17 protein-coding genes, 2 tRNA genes and 3 rRNA genes are annotated in these 22,349 nt (G+C 60.8%); 10 read left to right on the top strand and 12 right to left on the bottom strand.

Annotated features, from left to right (window positions below):
* Window positions 1-72: 72 nt before the first annotated feature.
* The 5 genes from LY254_RS10230 (at window position 73) to LY254_RS10210 (ending at window position 3,032) form a co-directional block, all read left to right on the top strand.
* Window positions 73-282 carry a photosystem I reaction center subunit IV gene (locus tag LY254_RS10230; RefSeq protein WP_010315087.1) on the top strand — a complete coding sequence of 70 codons (210 nt, stop codon included), beginning with the start codon at window positions 73-75 and terminating at the stop codon, window positions 280-282.
* 108 nt (window positions 283-390) lie between these two features.
* A complete protein-coding gene (locus LY254_RS10225) occupies window positions 391-1,248 on the top strand; it encodes a DNA-formamidopyrimidine glycosylase (protein WP_247479866.1) in 858 nt (285 codons plus the stop codon).
* A 13-nt stretch (window positions 1,249-1,261) separates the two neighbouring features.
* Entirely contained in the window at window positions 1,262-1,900 is a 639-nt protein-coding gene (mtnB, locus tag LY254_RS10220; RefSeq protein WP_247479864.1) for a methylthioribulose 1-phosphate dehydratase, read from the top strand.
* Between the two features lie 51 nt (window positions 1,901-1,951).
* Window positions 1,952-2,647, top strand: a complete 696-nt coding sequence (gene mtnC, locus LY254_RS10215; protein ID WP_247476977.1) for an acireductone synthase — start codon at window positions 1,952-1,954, stop codon at window positions 2,645-2,647.
* Window positions 2,637-3,032, top strand: coding sequence for a nuclear transport factor 2 family protein (locus LY254_RS10210; protein ID WP_247476976.1), 396 nt, complete (start codon window positions 2,637-2,639; stop codon window positions 3,030-3,032). The genes mtnC and LY254_RS10210 overlap by 11 nt, the downstream gene beginning before the upstream one ends.
* Before the next feature lie 200 nt (window positions 3,033-3,232).
* Here LY254_RS10210 and rrf read toward each other — a convergent pair.
* The 10 genes from rrf to LY254_RS10160 form a co-directional block, all read right to left on the bottom strand.
* Window positions 3,233-3,349, bottom strand: a 5S ribosomal RNA gene (gene rrf, locus LY254_RS10205).
* 148 nt (window positions 3,350-3,497) lie between these two features.
* A 23S ribosomal RNA gene (locus LY254_RS10200) occupies window positions 3,498-6,373 on the bottom strand.
* Window positions 6,374-6,778: 405 nt separating this feature from the next.
* Window positions 6,779-6,851, bottom strand: a tRNA-Ala gene (locus LY254_RS10195).
* Window positions 6,852-6,876: 25 nt separating this feature from the next.
* A tRNA-Ile gene (locus LY254_RS10190) sits at window positions 6,877-6,950 on the bottom strand.
* A gap of 174 nt (window positions 6,951-7,124) precedes the next feature.
* Window positions 7,125-8,602, bottom strand: a 16S ribosomal RNA gene (locus LY254_RS10185).
* Together the 16S, 23S and 5S rRNA genes with 2 tRNA genes alongside form the textbook arrangement of a ribosomal RNA operon.
* A gap of 610 nt (window positions 8,603-9,212) precedes the next feature.
* Window positions 9,213-10,016 (bottom strand): inositol monophosphatase family protein, encoded by an 804-nt coding sequence (locus LY254_RS10180; RefSeq protein WP_247479862.1) that lies wholly within the window; start codon window positions 10,014-10,016, stop codon window positions 9,213-9,215.
* Between the two features lie 2 nt (window positions 10,017-10,018).
* Window positions 10,019-11,359 carry a BCD family MFS transporter gene (locus LY254_RS10175; protein WP_371820461.1) on the bottom strand — a complete coding sequence of 447 codons (1,341 nt, stop codon included), beginning with the start codon at window positions 11,357-11,359 and terminating at the stop codon, window positions 10,019-10,021.
* 79 nt (window positions 11,360-11,438) lie between these two features.
* Window positions 11,439-13,163 (bottom strand): TolC family protein, encoded by a 1,725-nt coding sequence (locus tag LY254_RS10170; RefSeq protein WP_247476975.1) that lies wholly within the window; start codon window positions 13,161-13,163, stop codon window positions 11,439-11,441.
* A gap of 47 nt (window positions 13,164-13,210) precedes the next feature.
* Window positions 13,211-14,587, bottom strand: a complete 1,377-nt coding sequence (locus tag LY254_RS10165; RefSeq protein ID WP_247476974.1) for a TIGR03279 family radical SAM protein — start codon at window positions 14,585-14,587, stop codon at window positions 13,211-13,213.
* 44 nt (window positions 14,588-14,631) lie between these two features.
* A complete protein-coding gene (locus LY254_RS10160; protein ID WP_247476973.1) occupies window positions 14,632-15,498 on the bottom strand; it encodes an undecaprenyl-diphosphate phosphatase in 867 nt (288 codons plus the stop codon).
* 97 nt (window positions 15,499-15,595) lie between these two features.
* On the opposite strand from LY254_RS10160, the gene LY254_RS10155 reads away from it, so the two are divergent.
* The 3 genes from LY254_RS10155 (at window position 15,596) to nadB (ending at window position 18,558) form a co-directional block, all read left to right on the top strand.
* Window positions 15,596-16,321 carry a DUF3120 domain-containing protein gene (locus tag LY254_RS10155; protein WP_247476972.1) on the top strand — a complete coding sequence of 242 codons (726 nt, stop codon included), beginning with the start codon at window positions 15,596-15,598 and terminating at the stop codon, window positions 16,319-16,321.
* Window positions 16,322-16,437: 116 nt separating this feature from the next.
* Window positions 16,438-16,815, top strand: a complete 378-nt coding sequence (gene psbU / locus LY254_RS10150) for a photosystem II complex extrinsic protein PsbU (RefSeq protein WP_010313181.1) — start codon at window positions 16,438-16,440, stop codon at window positions 16,813-16,815.
* A 105-nt stretch (window positions 16,816-16,920) separates the two neighbouring features.
* Window positions 16,921-18,558 (top strand): L-aspartate oxidase, encoded by a 1,638-nt coding sequence (nadB, locus tag LY254_RS10145; RefSeq protein WP_247476971.1) that lies wholly within the window; start codon window positions 16,921-16,923, stop codon window positions 18,556-18,558.
* 3 nt (window positions 18,559-18,561) lie between these two features.
* On the opposite strand, the gene LY254_RS10140 is transcribed toward nadB, so the two are convergent.
* On the bottom strand, window positions 18,562-19,503 hold the full coding sequence (locus LY254_RS10140; RefSeq protein WP_247476970.1) for a vitamin K epoxide reductase family protein: 942 nt from the start codon (window positions 19,501-19,503) through the stop codon (window positions 18,562-18,564).
* A gap of 97 nt (window positions 19,504-19,600) precedes the next feature.
* Here LY254_RS10140 and rimO point away from each other — a divergent pair, with 97 nt between their 5' ends.
* Both rimO and LY254_RS10130 read left to right on the top strand, forming a co-directional pair.
* Window positions 19,601-20,998 (top strand): 30S ribosomal protein S12 methylthiotransferase RimO, encoded by a 1,398-nt coding sequence (rimO, locus tag LY254_RS10135; RefSeq protein WP_247476969.1) that lies wholly within the window; start codon window positions 19,601-19,603, stop codon window positions 20,996-20,998.
* Window positions 20,995-22,239, top strand: a complete 1,245-nt coding sequence (locus tag LY254_RS10130; RefSeq protein ID WP_247476968.1) for an MFS transporter — start codon at window positions 20,995-20,997, stop codon at window positions 22,237-22,239. The genes rimO and LY254_RS10130 overlap by 4 nt, the downstream gene beginning before the upstream one ends.
* Here the strand turns inward: LY254_RS10130 and LY254_RS10125 are convergent.
* A complete protein-coding gene (locus LY254_RS10125) occupies window positions 22,226-22,318 on the bottom strand; it encodes a hypothetical protein (protein WP_010313192.1) in 93 nt (30 codons plus the stop codon). The genes LY254_RS10130 and LY254_RS10125 overlap by 14 nt on opposite strands.
* Window positions 22,319-22,349 lie beyond the last annotated feature (31 nt).

Below are 22,349 nucleotides of genomic sequence, written 5' to 3'. Positions count from 1 at the left end.
GTGACGGGCTGGCTTTGGGGACTCTCGCTACGGGTAAATTCCCAATGACAGCCACCCCTTTACAGCGCAGCGATGGCCATCTCCCGCGGTGACAAGGTGCGCATCAAGCGTCCTGAGTCCTACTGGTTCAACGATGTGGGCACCGTTGCCTCCATCGACACCTCCGGCATCCGTTACCCCGTCGTGGTGCGCTTCGAGAAGGTGAACTACAACGGCGTCAGCGGCTCCGAAGGCGGCATCAACACCAACAACTTCGCCGAGAGCGAACTCGAGAAGGCCTGATCCAGGCGCTCAAGATCTCGCAGTGATCCCCGGCCTGGGTTCAGGTCGGGGATTTTTGCTGTCTGGTCTGCGTGGCAACCTGTGGCCACCAACGGTCAGGGATCACGGGTGCCAGAGCTCCCCGAAGTGGAAACGGTGCGCCGCGGACTCGAACGCCAGACCCGCGGCTTCACGATTGAGCGGGTCGAGGTGCTGCGGGCCCGGGCCATTGCCGCTCCCCCGGTCCCCGCGCAGTTCTGCTCCGCCCTCGAGGGATGCAGCGTCGATCAATGGATGAGACGCGGCAAATATCTGATGGCCAGCCTCAAGCGAGCAGGGGCCGACGCCGGGCACTGGGGGGTGCACCTGCGGATGACCGGTCAGTTCCTCTGGATGGAGACGGCCAAGGCCCCCTGCAGCCACACGCGCGTGAGGTTCTGGAATCCCGAAGGCCAGGAGCTGCGCTTTGTGGATCTGCGCAGCTTCGGTGAGATGTGGTGGGTCCCCCCCGGTGAACCCCTGGAATCGGTCATGACGGGTCTGAAACGGCTGGGCCCAGAACCCTTCAGCGCGGCCTTCACGCCCCAGTACCTACGGCAGAAACTCAAAGGGTCATCGCGGGCCATCAAGACGGCCCTCCTCGATCAGTCCCTGGTGGCCGGGGTGGGGAATATCTACGCGGATGAGTCGCTGTTCATGAGCGGTATCGCGCCGGAGGAGCGTGCCGGATCGCTCAAGCTCAAGCAGTTGGAGCGGCTGCACGGCGCCTTGGTGGAGGTGCTGACCACCAGCATTGGAGCGGGCGGCACCACCTTCAGTGATTTCCGTGACCTGAGCGGAACCAATGGGAACTACGGCAATGCCGCCTGGGTCTACCGCCGCACCGGCGAGCCCTGCCGGGTCTGCGGCACACCGATCCGTCGTGACAAGTTGGGCGGCCGCAGCAGCCACTGGTGCCCCTCCTGCCAGGGTGGAAGAACCCCCTGAGCGGGACGCAACGATGCCCGATGCCAACACCACAGCCCTCGCCAAGGCCCTGTGCGGAGCGATGGCTGAGATCCATCGGCGGGGCTGGTGCGACGGGACGGGCGGCAATTTCAGCTGTCTGCTGGATGGGGACCCCATTCGCCTGCTGATGGCTCCCAGCGGAGTGCACAAGGGGGCGGTTGCTCCGATCGATCTGATTCAGGTGAATCGGGAAGGGCATGTGGTGCTGGGCAATGGCAAAGCCAGCGCCGAGACCGCCCTGCACCTGGAGATCGTGAAAACCTGCGGAGCCGGTGCAGTGCTGCACACCCATTCGCAGGCCGGAACGCTCCTCTCCCAGTGGGCCCTGAAGAGCAAACAGGGCAAGCTCGAGCTGAGCGGCCTGGAGATGCTCAAGGGGCTGGATGGCATCAACACCCACGACTGCTCCGTGGAGATCCCTGTCCTGGCGAACAATCAGAACCTCGCTGAACTGTCAGCGCAGGCCAGACCGCTGCTGAGCAACGCACCCCAGGGACTACTGATTGCCGGCCACGGGCTCTATGCCTGGGGACGCAGCCTGGGTAGCGCGATGCGTCACCTGGAGATCTTGGAGTTTCTACTGGAGCAGCGCTGGAGGCAACTGCTTCTCGAGGCAATCCTGGCCAAATAAATGATGACCGTTACGCACATCCTTCTTGATATCGAAGGGACAACCTGTCCCGTGAGTTTTGTCGCCGATGTGCTCTTTCCCTATGCCAGTTCCTGCCTCGAGCGCTACCTCGAGCAACACCAGGACGAAGCCGAGATCAAAAGCTTGCTTCAAGGCGTAGAGATGGCATGGAAAGAGGATGTCCACCCCGAGGCCATTGCCCTTCTCGAAGCACAAGGACAAGACTCTCCGATCGGAATCAAGGCGGTTGCGCAATACCTGAAGCAACTGATTGCAAGGGACATCAAGCTGACGGAACTCAAAGATCTCCAGGGAAGAATCTGGCGATCGGGCTATGCGTCAGGCGAAATCGTCGCACCGCTCTTTCACGATGTTGCTGAGGCTCTAAATCGCTGGCATGACGCCGGATTGACCTTGGCGGTGTATTCCTCTGGGTCCGTCCCTGCACAACAACTTCTCTATGGCCATTGCCAAGCAGGAGATTTCAGGCCTCTGTTCCAACACTGGTTTGACACCAAAACGGGAATCAAACAAGCGAAGGAGAGCTATCTGATGATTGCCAAATCCATGGGGACTGCCCCGTCGGATGTCCTGTTCATCAGCGATGCACTGCAAGAACTGGAGGCAGCGGATGCAGCGGGGATGAAGACACTGTTCAGCGATCGAGAGGGCAACCCAGCACGGGATGCCGGACGCTTTGCGAGGATCAGTGATTACAGCGGACTGAATCCTGGCGATGGCTTTTAGCGAGCGCGATCAAGAGATCCTCAGACTGAATCAAGCCATGCTCAATAGCGTGGCCTCAGGTGATTGGCAGGCCTACTCGGCCGTCTGCGCCGAAGACGTCAGCTGCTTTGAAGCCGAAAGCGAAGGGCACTTGGTGGAAGGCCTGCCGTTCCATCGCTACTACTTCGAACTGCCGGGGGATTCGACGCAAGCCCCAGCAGCCGTGAACGTGACGATGGCGCGCCCGCATCTGCGCTGGCTGAGCGATGAATCAGTGGTGGTGAGCTACACCCGCCTGACCCAGAAACTCGTCAATGGTGATCCCGTCACGGCCCGCTGCTGCGAAACCCGGATCTGGCAAAAGCTCAGCGGCAACTGGAAACAAGTGCACGTGCACCGCTCCTGATTGATTGAATCAGACCTGATTCAGGTTTGATTTGAACGCCAAGACCGCCAGGGAGTGATCCCCGGCGGCCTCTTTTATGCGTAAGCCCATTCTTCCAGGCACAAAAAAACCACCCTTTTGGGGTGGCTTTCTCGTCTCAACCCATGGCTCATCTCATCAAAAGAGAGCAGCATGGATTGAGTTGTTGGAGCGAATGTTTTACCTGGCATCGACCTATTTTCTCAGGGGGCTACCCCCCAAATATCGTCGGCGCTACAGCGTTTCACAGCCGAGTTCGAGATGGATCGGAGTGGTTCCACTGCGCCATGGACACCAGGATAGAGATTCGCTCTCAGGTGAACCCTGAGAACTGCATAGGTTACGAGTTGATTGGCTGATTGACTTGCGTCAACAGCAAACTCTCGCTCTGGAAGTCAAAAGCTCTCCACATTGACTCTGCAGTCACTGTGTTTTGAGAGATGAGATTTGGTCAAGCCCTCGGTCTATTAGTACTCCTCTGCTTCACGCATTACTGCGCTTCCACATAGAGCCTATCAACGGGTGTTCTTCCCGTGACCTTACTGGCTTAAGCCATGGGAATACTCATCTTGAGGTGGGCTTCCCACTTAGATGCTTTCAGCGGTTATCCACTCCGCACATGGCTACCCAGCGTTTACCGTTGGCACGATAACTGGTACACCAGAGGTGCGTTCCTCCCGGTCCTCTCGTACTAGGGAGAAATCCTCTCAATATTCCTGCGCATGCACCGGATATGGACCGAACTGTCTCACGACGTTCTGAACCCAGCTCGCGTACCGCTTTAATGGGCGAACAGCCCAACCCTTGGGACCGACTTCAGCCCCAGGTTGCGATGAGCCGACATCGAGGTGCCAAACCTCCCCGTCGATGTGAACTCTTGGGGGAGATCAGCCTGTTATCCCTAGAGTAACTTTTATCCGTTGAGCGACGGCCCTTCCACTCAGAACCGTCGGATCACTAAAGCCTACTTTCGTACCTGTTCGACTTGTAGGTCTCACAGTCAAGCTCCCTTCTGCTTTTGCACTCGTCGGCTGATTTCCAACCAGCCTGAGGGAACCTTTGCGCGCCTCCGTTACCTTTTAGGAGGCGACCGCCCCAGTCAAACTGCCCACCAGATACTGTCCGGTTCCCGGATAACGGGTAACCGTTAGAACCCTAGCTCGCAAAGAGTGGTATCTCACCAGTGGCTCACCATCACCCACAAGCAATGGATCAAAGCCTCCCACCTATCCTGCGCATTGCGAGCCCGAGCACAATACCAAGCTACAGTAAAGCTTCATAGGGTCTTTCTGTCCGGGTGCACGTAGTCCGCATCTTCACAGACAATTCTATTTCGCCGAGCCTCTCTCCGAGACAGCGCCCAGATCGTTACGCCTTTCGTGCGGGTCGGAACTTACCCGACAAGGAATTTCGCTACCTTAGGACCGTTATAGTTACGGCCGCCGTTCACCGGGGCTTCAGTCGTTAGCTTCGCTTGCGCTGACCAACTTCTTTAACCTTCCGGCACTGGGCAGGCGTCAGCCCCCATACATCGTCTTGCGACTTAGCGGAGACCTGTGTTTTTGGTAAACAGTCGCCTGGGCCTATTCACTGCGACCAGCTCGCGCTGGCACCCCTTCTCCCGAAGTTACGGGGTCATTTTGCCGAGTTCCTTAGAGAGAGTTACCTCGCGCCCCTCGGTATTCTCTACCACCCCACCTGTGTCGGTTTCGGGTACAGGTAATCATGCCTTAACGGGTATAGGGCTTTTCTTGGAAGCTTGACGTCACCAACTTCGCTGCCGTAGCAGCTCGCACTCACGCCTCAGCTCAAGCTGTTTTCGCCAGCTCTCAACGCCTCGAACGCTTGGACCGGTAACCAACATCCGGATTGGCTAGCCTTCTCCGTCCTCCTTCCCAAAACATGATCAGTACAGGAATGTTGACCTGTTATCCATCGACTACGCCTTTCGGCCTCGCCTTAGGTCCTGACTAACCCTCCGCGGACGAGCCTGCCGGAGGAACCCTTAGGGTTTCGGGGAATGGGATTCTCACCCATTTTTTCGCTACTCAAGCCGACATTCTCACTTCTATGCAGTCCACGCCCGCTTACGCTAACGCTTCACCCCACATAGAACGCTCCCCTACCATTAAACAAGTTTAATCCGCAGCTTCGGTACAACACTTAGCCCCGTTCATTTTCGGCGCAGGATCGCTCGACCAGTGAGCTATTACGCACTCCTTTGAGGATGGCTGCTTCTAGGCAAACCTCCTGGTTGTCTCGGCAATCCCACCTCCTTTATCACTTAGTGTTGATTTGGGGACCTTAGCTGGCGGTCTGGGCTGTTTCCCTTTCGACCATGGAGCTTATCCCCCACAGTCTGACTGCCTAGTTACACACAGGGTATTCAGAGTTCGTCTCGATTTGGTACCGCTCTCGCAGCCCGCACCGAAACGGTGGCTTTACCCCCCTGCTGGAGCACTAGACGCTACGCCTCAACGTATTTCGGGGAGAACCAGCTAGCTCCGGGTTCGATTGGCATTTCACCCCTAACCACAGCTCATCCGCTGATTTTTCAACATCAGTCGGTTCGGACCTCCACTTGGTATCACCCAAGCTTCATCCTGGCCATGGTTAGATCACCCGGGTTCGGGTCTATAAACACTGACTAACGCCCTATTCAGACTCGCTTTCGCTATGGCTCCACCATTTCCGGTTTAACCTGCCAGTGCCTATAAGTCGCCGGCTCATTCTTCAACAGGCACACGGTCACCCTATCAGTAGGGCTCCCATTGCTTGTAAGCTCACGGTTTCATGTTCTATTTCACTCCCCTCCCGGGGTTCTTTTCACCTTTCCCTCGCGGTACTGTTGCGCTATCGGTCACACAGGAGTACTTAGCCTTACGAGGTGGTCCTCGCAGATTCACACGGAATTCCACGTGCTCCGTGCTACTCGGGATACAGCTAGCTCAGTTCAGTTTTCGAATACGGGGCTTTCACCCTCTATGGCGCGCCATTCAAACGCTTCCTCTAACATCCCTGATACACGTTGCTGTCCCACAACCCCGATAGTCGAAACTATCGGTTTAGGCTCTTCCCCGTTCGCTCGCCGCTACTTAGGGAGTCGTTTTTACTTTCCTTTCCTCCAGCTACTAAGATGTTTCAGTTCGCTGGGTTGGCTCGCGCCAGCCTATAGATTCAGCTGGCCGTTCTAGGGGTTGCCCCATTCGGAAATTCCCGGATCAAAGCGTTTTTCCAGCTCCCCGAGACTTATCGCAGGTAAACACGTCCTTCATCGCCTCTGTGTGCCAAGGTATCCACCGTGAGCCCTTTGTAGCTTGACCAATTAATCCTCCTAACGCTTCAGGCTGTTGAGGCCCATTCTCTCAAGTTTCTCTTAGTCAATCAGCAGATTTCTCTGCTCACTCACCAGTTAGAAACAAGGATCAAACTCCCCGCTCCTCGGCGGATTGGGAAGAACGCTAGAAGGTCTCGGCTCTCAAAAATAGAATTACTAGTTCTTGCGAACTAGCCTCTATGAGATGCTTTTGTCTTTCCAGACTCACCTATGCAGTTGTCAAGGTTCTGCTAAATCCTCTCCTTCTCAGGAGTGAATTCAGCATCAGCTCAATCCGTTATCGGACATGAGCTGAGGCTGAATACGACTGGACGAACCAGTGGATTCTTTGGAACAACGTCTAGTCACCAACCAAGAAGCTCTTCCTGGCTTAGGAGTTCAGTAGTGTTAGTGGAGGTTAGCGGACTCGAACCGCTGACATCCTGCTTGCAAAGCAGGCGCTCTACCAACTGAGCTAAACCCCCAAATGATCCAAAATGGATTTTGGAATGGGCCATCCTGGACTTGAACCAGGGACCTCACCCTTATCAGGGGTGCGCTCTAACCACCTGAGCTAATGGCCCAGGAAGTGAACCCTCTATGGGGTGACCTAGACAACGTTTAGGAACTAAAAATCAATCGTTGTGCAGTCTTGCGACTCACAGGATTGAAGTTGAGGTACCGATCGACCTAAGGTGACAGGATTTCGGCCTAAGAATAAAAGTACTCAGGCATCAAAATCGTTGTTTGTCTCCCTGTAAGGAGGTGATCCAACCCCAGGTTCCCCTAGGGTTACCTTGTTACGACTTCACCCCAGTCATGAAACACAAAGTGGTAATCGTCCTCCCGAAGGTTAGACTAACTACTTCTTTTGCATCCCACTCCCATGGTGTGACGGGCGGTGTGTACAAGGCCCGGGAACGTATTCACCGCAGTATGCTGACCTGCGATTACTAGCGATTCCGACTTCATGGAGTCGAGTTGCAGACTCCAATCCGGACTACGACATTCTTTAAGGGGTCCGCTCCACATCGCTGTCTCGCTTCCCTCTGTAAATACCATTGTAGCACGTGTGTAGCCCTACACGTAAGGGCCATGATGACTTGACGTCGTCCCCACCTTCCTCCGGTTTGTCACCGGCAGTCTCCTTAGAGTGCCCAACTTAATGCTGGCAACTAAGGACAAGGGTTGCGCTCGTTGCGGGACTTAACCCAACATCTCACGACACGAGCTGACGACAGCCATGCAGCACCTGTGTCTGAGTTCCCGAAGGCACTCCATCTCTGGAAAGTTCTCAGCATGTCAAGTGTAGGTAAGGTTCTTCGCGTTGCATCGAATTAAACCACATGCTCCACCGCTTGTGCGGGCCCCCGTCAATTCATTTGAGTTTTAACCTTGCGGCCGTACTCCCCAGGCGGTCTACTTAGCGCGTTAGCTTCGCTACGCACGCATTAAATTCACACACAGCTAGTAGACAGCGTTTACGGTGTGGACTACCAGGGTATCTAATCCTGTTCGCTACCCACACTTTCGCACATGAGCGTCAGTCTTTGGCCAGGGAGCCGCCTTCGCCACTGATGTTCCTCCAGATATCTACGCATTTCACCGCTACACCTGGAATTCCACTCCCCTCTCCAAGACTCTAGTCTGCCAGTTCTAAATGACCATCCCAGGTTGAGCCCGGGGCTTTCACATCTAGCTTAACAAACCGCCTGCGTGCGCTTTACGCCCAGTAATTCCGATTAACGCTCGCACCCTCCGTATTACCGCGGCTGCTGGCACGGAGTTAGCCGGGGCTTCTTCTGCAAGTACCGTCATCATCTTCCCTGGTGAAAGAGCTTTACAACCCGAAGGCCTTCTTCACTCACGCGGCATGGCTGCATCAGGGTTTCCCCCATTGTGCAATATTCCCCACTGCTGCCTCCCGTAGGAGTCTGGGCCGTGTCTCAGTCCCAGTGTGGCTGATCATCCTCTCAGACCAGCTAGAGATCGTCGCCTTGGTAAGCCTTTACCTCACCAACTAGCTAATCCAACGCGGGCCCATCCTTAGCGATAAATCTTTCCCCCGAAGGGCGTATGCGGTATTAGCGGTCGTTTCCAACCGTTATCCCCCTCCTGAGGGCAGATTCTCACGCGTTACTCACCCGTCCGCCACTAACCCGAAGGTTCGTTCGACTTGCATGTGTTAAGCACGCCGCCAGCGTTCATCCTGAGCCAGGATCAAACTCTCCGTTGTAGATCAAATCCTCTTGACCGCTTACGCAGCCTCAATTTGATTTGCTTCACCCACTCCAGCACTGGCGCACTGTCGCAGTTGATGCCACTTCCTCTGACAGAAGCGTTCAAAGAGTGCAAAACAAAATTTCTTTCGTTCAGACTTTCCAGGATCTCAGATCCGGTCGTTGCTCCACTCACTGCACACCGACACAATCCTTGACCGTGAAATCAATAGATCATGCAAGCAATGAGCTTCCACAACTAAAAAATTTTTGACGGGACCTCACACCCTCACTGCATCTTCGTTAACCACTACCCTCAACCTCTCGGCCTCAGACAGCGACTAACGCAGTGAAAGCGTCAGTTCCTAAACGTTCAGTTGTCCAGGTGCTCCGGTCGCCACACGCTTTTCAGCTCGACCCTCTCAGGTCTTTCGGGCTCTCGGTCCGCGGCCTCGCGACCGCTTGTTGAACTTACATCACCGAGTTCCCTCGGCTTTCGGTTCTCAGCGGCGTCTCAGCCGCTGATCGAACCTACATCACCAGGTCGCCCCAGCTTTCAGTTCGCTGCTCACTCACCTTTCGGTTTGCTCGCAGCACATAACCATAACACCATCAACCCCCACTCCGTCAAACACGGGCCACCAGAGCGTCCGCCCAGGGCTTGAAGCGCGCCAGGGTCTCCGCGTTGCGCGCCGCCAGCACAGGGAAGTTGGCCTCACTTAGATCCTCCCCGGGTTTGAGCTGAGCTGGATCCCGCACCAGCCAATCCATCGGGCAATTCAGTTCCTGGAGCACCAGCCATGCGGCAGCCAGGTCCCAAATCTTCGGTGTGGCCTCCAAGGCTGAGATGGTCTGCCCCATGCCCACACTCACCAGGTTCAAGCTGGCCACCCCCAGCAGCCGAATCTTCCCGGGGAAACGCTGATTCGGAAGCTTCTGCAGCACCCCAATCGAGCGGCTGCAAAGCGACGCACAACCGACCACCTGATTGCGGGCCGAAGGGGCACCCAATTTCTTGTCCTTGCGCCAAGCTCCACCGCCTCGAATCGCCACGATCCGCTGACGCAGGGGCGGTACGTCCAACACCCCCAGCACCGGGACTCCGTTCTCAAAGCGGGCCAGGGAAATCGCCCAATAGGGAATCCCAGCCGCGAAGTTGGTCGTCCCATCCAGGGGGTCCACCACCCAGTAGGCCTCCGAGGTCGGAACCGACTGACTGCCTTCCTCGCTCAGCACCCCCTCACCGGGATAGAGCTCAGCCAAACCTTTGACCAAGGTGGCATCGCTCCAGCGGTCACAGGCCGTGATCAGGCTCCCGTCGGCCTTGGCTTCGGAATCCAGCTGGCCAAAGTCCTGTCGCTGTCGCTCGGCCACCTGATCCAGCAGTAGCCCCAGCTGCTCCAAGCCTTCTGGCATCGCAAGAGAAAGCATCGTCACCCCAGCTCCGCAGCGAGAACACGATCGAGATTGCCGGCGGTATCCGCCCGGAATTGCTTCAGGCTGACGCGGCTCAACAGCACCAAGGCCAGAACCGCGATGGACGCCTCAAACAGCAGCACCAGCCCGTAGGCCACATGCGCTGGTGCATCAGGCAACACCCAGCGCGCTGCATCCAACAGACCACCACCCATCACCTTGCCCAACGCCCGTGAGTAGGCCTGGGCCAGGCCCCAGACACCAACAAAGGTGCCAGCGACAGCAGGAAGGGTGAGATCGAGCATCAAAACCAAGGTGGCATTGGTTCCGATCCCTGTCGCCAGTCCAAACACAAACAGCACGATCCGCAATGCATTCGGATCAGCCAGCACCCCGACGCCCGCCAACAGCAGCAGCGACAACAGGATCAGCTGACAGCCCAGCCGAGCCGCGCTGAACTTCCCAAGCTTGGGAACCAACCAGAGCCCGGCCAGCAGCAAACCCAGCAGGGTTCCCACCCCCCAAACCGCACTCAAGGAAGCCGTCGCAGCAATCGGCAGACCAAACACCTCTGCGCCGTAGCTCTCCAGGATCGGGTCCTGCAGGAAGACCGCCAAGGTGAACGCCAGCAGGAAACAGAAAAAGACCAGCACCTGACGGCTGCAGGTGATCAGACGCCAGGCATCTCTGAGGGTGATCGCATCCTCACGGTCCTCCGAGCGACTAATCGCCCGCTCACTCGCATGGGGCTCAACGCCCCAGGTCGCAAAGACCGTCAGGGCAAACACCACCACGGCCACGCGAGCCAAGAACTGGAACAGGGCTGGCTCAAGCAGCGCTGGGTCACTCACCCCATCCAGCCCCTTCAAACAAATGCTGGTGGCAATCGCACCCACCACTATGCCCACGGTGAGGAGACACCAAATCAAGCCCACCGCCCGGGGGCGTTCCTCCTCGCTCGTCAGGTCAATCACCAGGGCCAGGTAGGGCGTCGTCGCCAGCGAGACCGCCAGGCCGTAGCAAGCCACCACCGCACAGATCGCCGCAATCCCAGCCGTTATCGCCCCAGCGTCCCCTGAACCGAAGGCGGCATGCAGGCGGAAAATCAGCGGGATCAACAGCACCGCCAAGCTGCAGAACAAGGCCGAACCCAGCCAGATGTAAGGGGTGCGGTGTCTGCCGGCCCAGGGCCGGCTATCGGAGATCTGTCCGAACAGGATGCGCGCCGGGGCCACCACCTGCTCAAGGGCCAGGGCACCACCTACCAGCAGCCCAGGGAAACCCAGCTCCGTGAGCATCACCCGGTTGAGCATCCCGACAAAGATCACCGCCAGACAGCCCAGGCAACCCTGGAACAACCCCAGACGGATCAGACGAGGAAGAGGAAGAGACAGCTGCAGTCGCTCAGCTGGTCACTGACGTTAGTCGGACTAAGCCCTAGCTCTGCGCCGCCTGATAGGGAGCGGAGCAGGCCGGCGGCAGGGGCTCAGGCGGGACAGGAACGGTGTAGGTCTCGTCCTCAAGCGGCTTGATCGCCGAGAGCTTGGGCGGCTGGCAGATGGCGATCTGATCCAGACCGGTGCGGCGACGCAGGTCAGCGAGGCCACGGTTGTAGTCGGCGAGGGCCTGGGCATACCGCAGCTGGGCCTGGGTCAAGTCCCGCTGGTTATCCACGACCTCACGCTGGGTGGTCACACCGGCCTGAAAGCGCAGGCGAGCCAAGCGGAGCGATTCACGGGAGGAGAGCACCTCGCGTGAGGTGGTCTGAATCGTGCGTGTATCAGCCCGCAAATCGTTAAAGCTCTGCTCCACCTCGAAGCGAACGCGATCGCGGGTGTCCGCGAAGCGGAAAGCGTTTTCTTGAGCCTGTTGCTTGGACTGGCGGTACTGCGCCCGGGCGCGGCCGCCATCAAAGATCGACCAGCGCAGGTTCAGACCCACCGTGTTGTCCGTGGCCCAGGTTTGACCAGAGCTGATACCAAACCCCTCGTCGGTATTGGCATTCAGACCGGCGTAGCCAAAGGTTCGGCCCGTCACAAAGTTGTTGATGATGCTCAAGAACGGCTGCACAGCACCCAAGGAGGCGTTGGCGTTGCTGTTCGAAACCGAGATATCCAAGAGCGCGTTATCCAGCTCCTCGCGGAAGGCGTAAGCCCCGAGGATGCTCTCCTCCAGAGAGGGCAACCAGACCCCGAGCGGACGCAGGGGTTGCTTTGCCGTGGGGGTGATGTTTTGAGGCAGGTCCAGCAGCCTGGCTAAATCCCGCCTTGCATTGGCCTGGGTCGCAAGGGCAGTCGTCAGAATGTTCTGGTCGCGCGCGAGCTGGGTTTCGGCCTCAAGCACCTCCAGCTTGGTGGCCACACCAGCCTGGTAGCGGGCCCTGGCATCGCGCAGGCTGACCAGCGAGGCCTGGACAGAGGTCTGACCAATCCGAACGTTGTCATCGCTGTACTGGAGCTGGAAGTAGGCCTGAGAGGCCTGCAGACGCAGGTCACGCAGAGCAATCAGATAGGTGTTCTTCGCCTGCTCAAACGCGTCACGGGCCGCACTGACCTGGGGAACCCGCTGGGGATTGATCAGATCCCAGTTGAAGCCGAGGTTGGCCGTCGCCGCCCAACGGTTGGTCTGGGTGTTGCCGCCTTCGGTGGTTGAACCGATGGAGTTCAGATAGTTGTATTGACGGCCGTAGGTCCAAGACGGGAACTGGTTGCCCGTCGTGAAATCAAAGCTGGGGTACCAAGCGGCGATCGTCGCCCGCAGGTTGCTCTGGGCTTGGTCAACGCGGCTCGCAACCGCCTTGAGATTGGGGTTATTGACTTCCGCCAGGTTCTCCACGTCCTGGAGTGAGAGCGGACGGAGCTCAACGATTTTGATTTGGTCGGTTTTATCCGGCAAAGCCAGAGTCGCCGGGGCCGCCAGTCGCTGAAGGGCTGGATCGAGCTTGGTGGCAGCCGGAGGAAGCACCGTCGGGTTGGACTTCGGGCGCTGGCCCTTGGTGCTGAACGCCGATGGCAAGGGCACCGGCGGGGGATCAATCAGCTCCAGCTTGGGGGCTGCCTGAGGAGCGGTTGCAGACTCTTCAGCCGCTGCCGCGGCCAGCGGAGTCGCAAGGGACAGGGAGAAACCGGTGGCCGCAGCGATTGAGCGAAAAAAGCGGCCCACTCGAATTCCTTGGAAATAATTCTGCCGGAACTTTAATCAGCGGTTCGTTATTCGCCCAGGCAGGCGGCCACGATGTCGTCCGCCCCATGCACCAGGCGCACAGGGGACTTCAGTTGCGCCGCAACGGCCTCAAAGGGTTGGTCGTCTAAAAAGATTGGTTCACCCTGACGCAGCATTACAGCAGGCAACAGCAATTCATCACCCAGCTCCGCGCCCTCCAGGCCCTCGAGCAGGTCTGAACCGGTGAGCAACCCCGTCACGACCTGATCCTGACCCCAGTAGGGACTGGGCAGGCCCTTCAGCAGCACCTCCAAGCCTTCGACCTGGTTCAGACGGTCCACCGCCGGCTGCAGGGCCTCAGCCACCAACTGCCCCACCACCCAACTCACCCGCCTGGGGGCCGCCAGGGCAGCCGGCAGATCGCTGGTGGCCTCATCCATCGCCTCCAGAAAAGAGCGAATACTCCCCACCCCATTCCCCTCTTGGGGCAGGTCCTCGTAATCGGCCCGATCCGGCAGGGGATAGCCCGCCATCAGGTACCACTCATCAGAGAGCCACGCGAAACGGCTACCGAAACGCTCCCGGAATCCCTCCTGCAAGGCCTCCACCTGGGCGATCACCCGCTGTGCGCAAGCCCGGTCCACCGGCACCAAGCCATCCCCATCGGGCCGATAACGCGTCAAGCCCACGGGGACCACGGCGGCAGAGAGCACCGCTGGCCACTCCCCACCGGCGAAATCTGAGAGATCCCTGAGGGTCTGCTCCAGCGCCTCGCCGTCATTGCGGCCCGGGCAGACCACCACCTGGGCATGGATCTGCAGCTGCCGCTTCTGGAACCAAGCCAACTGCTCCAGCAACAACGCCGCCCTGGGGTTCACCAGCAGCTGGGAGCGAAGCTCCGGGTTGGTGGCGTGCACCGAGACGAACAGGGGCGAGAGGCGCTGCTGCTCGATCCGCTCCCAATCGGCGGCCGAGAGGTTCGTCAGGGTGAGGTAGGAGCCGTAGAGAAAGCTCAGCCGGTAGTCGTCATCTTTGACGTAAAGACTGCGGCGATGGCCTGGGGGCTGCTGGTCGATGAAGCAAAAAGGGCAGGCGTTATTGCACTGCTTCAAGCCATCGAACAGCGCCTCGGTGAAAGCCAGACCGAGGCCCTCATCGGCATCCTTCTCCAGCTCCACCCGATGCACGCTGCCATCGGGGTCCTGCACCTCCAGGCAGAGCTCTTCCTCTCCGACCAAAAACTGCAGGTCAATCAAATCCCTGGGCCGCACCCCATTGATGCTCAGCAGGCGGTCACCCGGTTGGATCCCCAACTCATCGCCAATGGAGTCCGGCTCGACGCGATCCACCACCGCGGGAGCGGGAAGCCTGGCCTCTCCATTTGTCTCGGCCAGGACCACCCCGGCCGAAGGCTCATTCCACACCGACCGCTACTGCACACCTGCCTTCAGTCTGAGACGCAGCTGGATCAGGCGACGCTGCGGGCAGCCCAAAGAATCACCCCCAGACCAAAAAAGACGCGGTAGCCGACGAACCACCAGGTGCTGTGGTTCTGCAGAAAACGCAGCAACCAGGCAATCGCCAGCCAAGACACCACCGCCGAAGAGGCAATCCCCACCAGCAGCGGCAGGGCCCCGCCGGCCGCTGGCTGTGAAAACGCATCCTTGAGCTCCACCAAACCGGCCAGGCTGATGGCCGGAATCCCAAGCAAGAAGGAAAAGCGGGCGGCTTCCGATCGCTTCCAGCCGTCAAACAGCGCGGCCGTCAGGGTGCTGCCCGAACGGGAGACCCCGGGGATCAGGGCCAAGGTTTGGGCCAGGCCCACCAGCCAGCCGTCCCGTAGCTCGACATCGCCGAGAACGCGGCGACGGCTGCCCCAACGCTCCGCCAGCCCCAGCAGCAGGCCCATCACGATCGAGACGATCCCGATGGAGGTGGGGCTGCGCAGCGGGGACTGATCAAAGTCCGGAACAAAGAGCTTGATCCCCAGGCCCGCCACCAGGATCGGCAGGGTGCCCCAAAGAATCGCCTGCCCCAAGCGCGCCTCAGGGGTCTCCCAGCGCCGTGCACGCCAGGCCTGCCAGGAGGCCTGGATCACCTGTTTGAGGTCATCGCGGAAGAAGCCAATCACCGCAGCGATGCTTCCCAGCTGGATCACCGCGGTCACCGCCACGCCGGGATCATCCCAGCCGAGCAGGACCACCGGCACCACCTTCAGGTGCGCCGTGCTGCTGATGGGCAAGAACTCCGTCAGGCCCTGCACCACACCGAGAACCAAAAAACGCCAACAGGCCTCCAAGACCCCCAGCGACTCAGTGGGGGGAAGGGTGGTCACGGCAGGGCAGCAAGGATCAGGCCAGACCCTATGCGCGGGGGGAGGCCTTGAGAAGCCGCGCACCCTTTAAGGTTGGATACCTTTCGTTACAGGCGTTGTGCTCGGGGTGCAGCCCAGCCTCACCACAGGGACGCTGACCCAGGCAACGCCAAGCCGTGGCTCCGAGGCAAAAGGCTGGGGGCTTTGGCTGTCGGGCTGCCTACTGGTGGCCCTGCCGGTCTTCCTTCAGGCCCCCTGGGTGCGCCTGGCACCCTTTTCTGCGGCTCTCTTTACTGCCCCCTTGCTGTTCCTGGGGATCGCCCTGTCGGAGCACCCCAACCAACGGTTGAGCAGCACCGGCAGCTTGCTGGTGGGCTTCAGCGGCAGCTGGCTTGGGGGATGTCTGTTTTGGGGCTGGTGCCGCCTGCATCCCCTCTGGCATCTGCCAATTGAGGCCTTCGCACTGCCCCTGGCCCTCGGGGGGCTCGGCACCCGCTGGCGCCTCGCGGCCAGCTTCTACCTGGCCTCCTTGGTCGGGACCGCCGCCACCGACGGTGTGATGGCCGTGACCGGTGTCATGCGCCATTGGACCGAAGTGCTCAACGCACCCATCGATCAGGCCACCGCCCTGCTGCATCAGGCGGCCCTTGGAGTGCTGGAGCCCATGCCCCTGGGGGTCACCCTGCTGGCGGGTGTGGGGCTGTTAAACCTCTGCCGCCGTTATTGGCACCATCCCGATGGCGCCTGGAGAGTCGCCGCGGCCGCCATGGCGACAACCCTTGCTGTGGATGGACTTTTCCTCGCTGCAGCCCTTTGGTCACCCCACTGGAGTGGGCTGATCTGAAGAACTGCAAAAGCCTCAACGCAAGGGCACAGCCGCGAGGACCGCTGCTTGTAGGTTTGCAGGGCTGGCTGCCTAGCAGCCCTCTCCCTGTGGTTCCCGTTCAGACGGAGTTATCAATGAAACGGCTGGTTTCGTGGCTCATGAGTGGAGTGCTGATGGCCGGCCTGCTCCTCAGCCTGATCATCGCCCCCGCCGCTCAGGCCGATTCGCTGCGCAACGTCGCAGACGACAAGATTTCAGAGCGCGGCGACAAGATCGACCTGAACAACTGCTCGGTCCGTCGCTTCCAAGCCTTCCCAGGGATGTACCCCACCCTGGCCGGCAAGATCGTGCTGGGTGGCCCCTACAACAGTGTTGACGACCTGTTCAGCCTCGACCTGACCGATCGCCAGAAGGAACTTGTTGAGAAGTACAAGGGCAACTTCACCGTCACCCCGGCGTCCATCGCCCTCAACGAAGGCTTCGATCGGATCAACGACGGCCAATACCGTTGATTGCCTGAGCGTTTCAAGCGCTCAGCTGAGGTCTAGATTCCGCAGCCGGTGACCGCCGTCGGGCCATCCCGACGGCTTTTTTGTTGCCTCAGTAGTCCTGGCCTGATGCCGTCCATTCCCTCCAATTGGGACGTAATCGTGGTGGGCGGGGGTGCCGCAGGCCTGATGGCCGCCCTCGAATTACCGGAGGGTCTCAGCGTCCTGCTGCTGAGCAAAGATCGCGCCCCCCGCTCGGCGAGTCGCTGGGCCCAGGGGGGCATTGCTGCGGTCACGCGACCTGAGGACAGCTTCGCGAGCCATCTCCAGGACACCCTCAAGGCGGGCGGGGATCTCTGCGATCGACCTGCGGTCGAGTTACTCGTGCGCGAGGCGCCGGCCTGCGTCGAGCGGCTCCTGGAGCTGGGCATGGACTTTGACCGCCATGAAGGCGGACTGAGCACCACCCTGGAGGCCGCCCACAGCCACCGGCGGGTCCTGCATGCCCAGGACCGCACCGGTGGAGCACTCGTGGATGCCCTGGAGCGCAAGGTGCTGCAGCGGCCGGGCCTGCAGCGGATCCAAGGGGGTCTTGCGCTCCAGCTTTGGATCAGCAACGGCCACTGCCGAGGCCTGCAAGTGCTGGTGGACGGCACGGTGCAGTGGCTCCAATCCCGGGCGGTGGTGCTGGCCACCGGCGGGGCGGCGCACCTCTTCGCCAACACCACCAACCCCAAACAGGCCAGCGGTGACGGCATTGCCATGGCCTGGCGGGCCGGCGCAGCAGTCCGCGATCTCGAGTTTGTTCAGTTCCACCCGACGGCCTTGATGCTGCCGGGGGCCCCCCACTTCCTGATCTCAGAGGCGGTGCGCGGCGAGGGCGCGCGACTGGTCGACGACCAAGGGGAGAGCCCCGTCAGTCAACTCAGCGGCGGAGATCTCGCGCCGCGGGATACCGTCAGCCGGGCCCTGGTCCAGCGGATGCGGGAGCGGCAGACCCCTCACCTCTGGCTCGACCTGCGGCCCGTCGGGACCAGCAAGCTGGAGCGGCAGTTCCCGACGATCCTGGGGCGCTGCCGCGAGTTGGGCCTTGAACCCACCGAAGCCCCCATCCCCGTCGCGCCCGCAGCGCATTACTGCATGGGGGGCCTGCGCACCGATGCGCGCTCAGCCACCACCATCCCTGGCCTCTATGCCGTTGGGGAAGTCGCCAGCAGCGGCGTCCATGGCGCCAACCGCCTGGCCAGCAATTCCCTGATGGAATGCCTGGTCTACGCCAGGCAACTGCGGGACATCGAGCTGTCCCCAGCCCCATCCGCCAGGCCAGAGCCCTTACCTGGCAAGGCCATGACGAACCATCCGCCCATCAGCGTCGAGGCGATCGAGCTGCAGACCGAGGAGCTACGACGCCTCTGCTGGCGGCGGGCCGGTGTGGAGCGCAACGGACACGAACTGCTCGCGGGCTACCAGGCCTGCCAGCAGCTTGAGGGCGCGCTCAGCGGGCAACCCCTCCTGCAGACCGTCCAAACACTGGGGCACGACCAAGCTCTGCAGCTGTCTCAAGAGCAGGTCCGTTGGCTAGCCAAGGCCCATGACCTGAAGCAACGGGCCACAGTGGCGGCCCTCCTGATGGAGTCAGCGCTCTTCAGAACCGAAAGTCGCGGCGGTCACTTCCGCGTCGACGCCCCAGCCAGGCAGCCCTTCTGGCGGCGCCACAGCGTGCAGCGAAAGGGACTCAGCATCAGCACTGAGGCCCTGGCGGACTAACGCTTACTGAAGGGGCGGTCCGTTGTAGCCGCTGGCCTCGGCCAATTTGGCCAGGGGCTTAGCACCGGAATCGAGCTGGCCATTGATCTCCCAGGTGGGATAGCCCTCGATCTTCTTGGCCTCGCACAACTCGCGCTGGCTATTGCGGCCATCGGGAGCGCACTCGATCACCGTCAGCTTTTCGGCAGCCTGGCGACCAAAGAGCTCCTTCTGCTCATGGCAGTGGGGGCACCAGTAAGCGGTGTAAACCTTCGCGCCACTGGCGGTCAGATGTTCAGCCAAGGCGATTTGTGCCGGCCCACTTTCACTGCGCACCGGAGGGGAGACACCTGGAGCGGAATCCACCACCGGACGCCCCACGGAGGCCGCCCAACCCAAACCAATGACGCCCACCAACAGGGCCGTAATGACGCCGCTGAAGATCAGCTGGCCGCGGTCCTCCCAATCACCGCCAATCAGGCTGAGGACAAACAGCGCTGAACTCAGACCGGCCGAGAGGATGCAGAAGGGGCAGCAATCGCGGATGCCAAAGGCCATCACCCCCAGCAACACCGCGCTGAACACCGCCATGCCGGTGCTCAGAAGGAACAATCCCCACCAGCTGCGCTGGCCCAGGCTCACCCGCAACTCCCCTTGCAGCACGAGGGGAACGACGGCCATCAACAGGACCGCGCCGTAACCCAGCAGTCCAAAGAGGGCCAGGGGCTGCCCAAACAGCGAACCCCAAGCACTGGAGAGCACCTTCTCGCAGCCATTGCAGCCAAACAGGCCGGTCGAGCTGCAGCTGAGATTGCCGATCAAGCCCCACTTGCTCAGGGTGATCGAGCCGGTGTCAATCACACCGATGGTGGCCAGAACGGCCATCACGACCCGCACCCAACGCTTGCCGCCATCGCCGCGCCGGCGCTGGCTTCCAAGACGTTCACTCAGGCGCGATGAACTCACGGCGCAGGACTCCTGACGTTGGAGGAATTGTGGCAGGGATCCTGATCAGTAGGGTTAGGGATTGGCCAGCGAGCGGCCGACCTTCTTGAGCTCCTCCATGACCGATAGCGCCCGACCTAATACTGGAAAAACGGTGGCGTTCGCGCATCTCGGCTGCGAGAAGAACCGCGTCGACACCGAGCACATGCTCGGCCTGCTGGCGGAGGCCGGCTACGGGGTCAGCGCCGATGAAGCCGACGCCAACGTCGTGGTCGTCAACACCTGCAGCTTCATTCAGGACGCCCGGGAAGAGTCCGTTCGCACCCTGGTGGAACTGGCCGAGCAGGGCAAGGAGTTGATCATTGCCGGCTGCCTCGCCCAGCACTTCCAAGAGGAACTGCTCGAGAGCCTGCCGGAAGCCAAGGCCATCGTTGGCACCGGCGACTACCAACACATCGTCAGCGTGCTCGAGCGCGTCGAAGCCGGCGAGCGGGTGAATCAGGTCAGCGCCAACCCCACCTTCGTGGGCGACGAGAACCTGCCCCGCTACCGGACCACCAGCGAGGCGGTCGCCTACCTGAAGGTGGCCGAGGGCTGCGACTACCGCTGCGCCTTCTGCATCATTCCCCACCTGCGCGGCGACCAGCGCTCCCGCACGATCGAGAGCATCGTTGCCGAAGCGCGCCAACTGGCATCCCAGGGCGTGCAGGAGTTGGTCCTGATCAGCCAGATCACGACGAATTACGGCCTTGATCTCGCCGGCAAGCCCCAGTTAGCCGAGCTGCTGCGCGCCCTCGGCGAGGTAGAGATTCCCTGGATCCGCGTGCACTACGCCTACCCCACGGGGCTCACCTCTGAGGTGCTGGCGGCCTACCGGGACGTCCCCAACGTGCTGCCCTATCTGGATCTACCGCTGCAGCACAGCCACCCGGATGTCCTGCGGGCGATGAATCGCCCCTGGCAGGCCGATGTCACCAACGGTGTGCTGGCGCGCATTCGCGAGCAACTCCCGGACGCCGTTCTGCGCACCACCTTCATCGTCGGCTACCCGGGCGAAACCGAAGAGCAGTTCCAGCACCTCCTGGATTTCGTGGCCGAGCAACGCTTCGACCACGTGGGGGTCTTCACCTTCTCGCCCGAGGAGGGGACCCCCGCGGCCGAGCTGCCCAACCAGGTGCCCGCAGAGATCGCCGCTGAGCGCAAGGACCGCCTGATGGCACTGCAACAGCCCATCGCCGCCGAGCGCAACGCCGCTTGGGTGGGGCGGATCGTGGATGTCCTGATCGAACAGGAGAACCCCAGCAGTGGCGAAATGATTGGTCGCTGCGCCCGCTTTGCCCCCGAAGTGGATGGCGAAGTGCGGGTGATGCCCGGTGAAGGCGGGCTCTGCGCTGCCCCCGGAACGATGGTCCAGGTGCGCATCACCGCCGCGGACACCTACGACCTGATTGGTGAGGTGGTGGGAGCCAAGGCCATGGTCCAAGACGCCCTCTCGATGCAGCGGGCTCAGTCTTGATTCAACAGGGACTGAAGCGTCTTCAAGGACGCCTCACGCGGCATCAACGCACCACGTTTTTACTGGCCTCAGGGATCAGCACCGCCGGCTCCTTTGCCGGGCTGACCGCCAAAGGCTGGTTGCTGATGGAGGGTGCCGGCAACCCGTTTCTGTTGGCGCTCAACTTCGCCGTCCTGACACTGCCGACCCTGGTCATCAGCGGCCCGGCCGGGGTACTCACCGATCGACTCGGCAGTGAGCGGGTCCTGATCCGCGCCCAATGGGCCCTGCTCGCCGCAGCGGTGCTCGGTGCCATCGCCATTCCCTTAACGGTGGGTCCCAAGCAAGACCTGCTGCTTCTGCTCAGCACCCTGGGCATCGGAATTGCGAGCACCTACGAGCTGACGGCCCGCAACAAATACGTCGCCCTGCTGGTGGACGAACCCGAACAACTCGGTCCCTACCTCGCCAGCTTCTCGGTGATCTTCAACGTCGGCAAATTGGTGGGACCGCCCCTGGGGGGACTACTGCTGGCGGCCACCGGACCCACCCTGGCCCTCAGCCTGGATGCGGCCACCTATCTCTTTCCGATCCTCACCCTGCTCTGGCTGATGGCACCCCATCGCGAGCGGGAACGCCGCAGTCAGGGCGGCCAAGCGGCCAACCTGCTAACGGCCTGGCGCGAGTGCGGCGTCAGCCTGCGCCACGTCCTCAGCTTCACCGCCGCGGCCTGCCTAGTGGGCTTCTTCCACCCTGGGCTGGCGCCACTGATGGCCCTTGAGCTCCTGGGACCAAGCCCAATGGCCCTGGGGCTGTTCACCAGCGTTCTGGCCTGCGGCAGCATCTGCGGCGGGGTCCTACTGCAGCGCAACGCCGCTGCAATCAGCGCGCGCCCGGGTTGGCTCCTGGGTAGCACCACCCTGCTGACGGCACTGGCCCAACTGGGGCTAGCGCACCAAGGGGCACTCGCCTGGGGCTTGGCCATGGCCTTCCTGATCGGAGCAGGCACCGCAAGCCTTCTGGCGGGGACCAATCTGATCATCCAAGTGCATGCTCCCCAGGTGCTCCGGGGACGAATGGCAGGCCTTGGTCAGATTGCCTTTTTGGGGGGTGGAGGACTCAGTGGTCTTGCGGCAGCGCTTCTCACGGAAACGCTGCCTGGAGGCCTCTGGAGCTGCCTGGCCGTGCTTGGCAGCCTTGGGGCTGCCCTCGGGGTCTGGGAGCTCCTGCGGAACCGCAGGATGCGGCTCAGACCAGCTTGATGCCGCGCAGCACGAAGGAGATGGCTGCAGCGGCCACCAAACCACCGCCGACCAGTGCGAGATAGATCACGGGGCCCATGGTTCGGTGCGTTCAACTGTGCGCTATTAGA

The organism is Synechococcus sp. NB0720_010, from assembly GCF_023078835.1.
Classification (GTDB): Bacteria; Cyanobacteriota; Cyanobacteriia; order PCC-6307; family Cyanobiaceae; genus Vulcanococcus.
Note: the sequence above shows the minus strand (reverse complement) of the source record. Positions and strands in the feature narration are given on the sequence as shown.

What these genes read in the sequence shown, in the direction of transcription:
- LY254_RS10180 (WP_247479862.1), bottom strand. Translation starts at nt 10,016, where the DNA reads ATGCTTTCTCTTGCGATGCCAGAAGGCTTGGAGCAGCTGGGGCTACTG.
- nadB (WP_247476971.1), top strand. Translation starts at nt 16,921, where the DNA reads ATGCCGTCCATTCCCTCCAATTGGGACGTAATCGTGGTGGGCGGGGGT.
- LY254_RS10125 (WP_010313192.1), bottom strand. Translation starts at nt 22,318, where the DNA reads ATGGGCCCCGTGATCTATCTCGCACTGGTCGGCGGTGGTTTGGTGGCC.
- LY254_RS10230 (WP_010315087.1), top strand. Translation starts at nt 73, where the DNA reads ATGGCCATCTCCCGCGGTGACAAGGTGCGCATCAAGCGTCCTGAGTCC.
- rimO (WP_247476969.1), top strand. Translation starts at nt 19,601, where the DNA reads ATGACCGATAGCGCCCGACCTAATACTGGAAAAACGGTGGCGTTCGCG.
- LY254_RS10210 (WP_247476976.1), top strand. Translation starts at nt 2,637, where the DNA reads ATGGCTTTTAGCGAGCGCGATCAAGAGATCCTCAGACTGAATCAAGCC.
- psbU (WP_010313181.1), top strand. Translation starts at nt 16,438, where the DNA reads ATGAAACGGCTGGTTTCGTGGCTCATGAGTGGAGTGCTGATGGCCGGC.
- mtnB (WP_247479864.1), top strand. Translation starts at nt 1,262, where the DNA reads ATGCCCGATGCCAACACCACAGCCCTCGCCAAGGCCCTGTGCGGAGCG.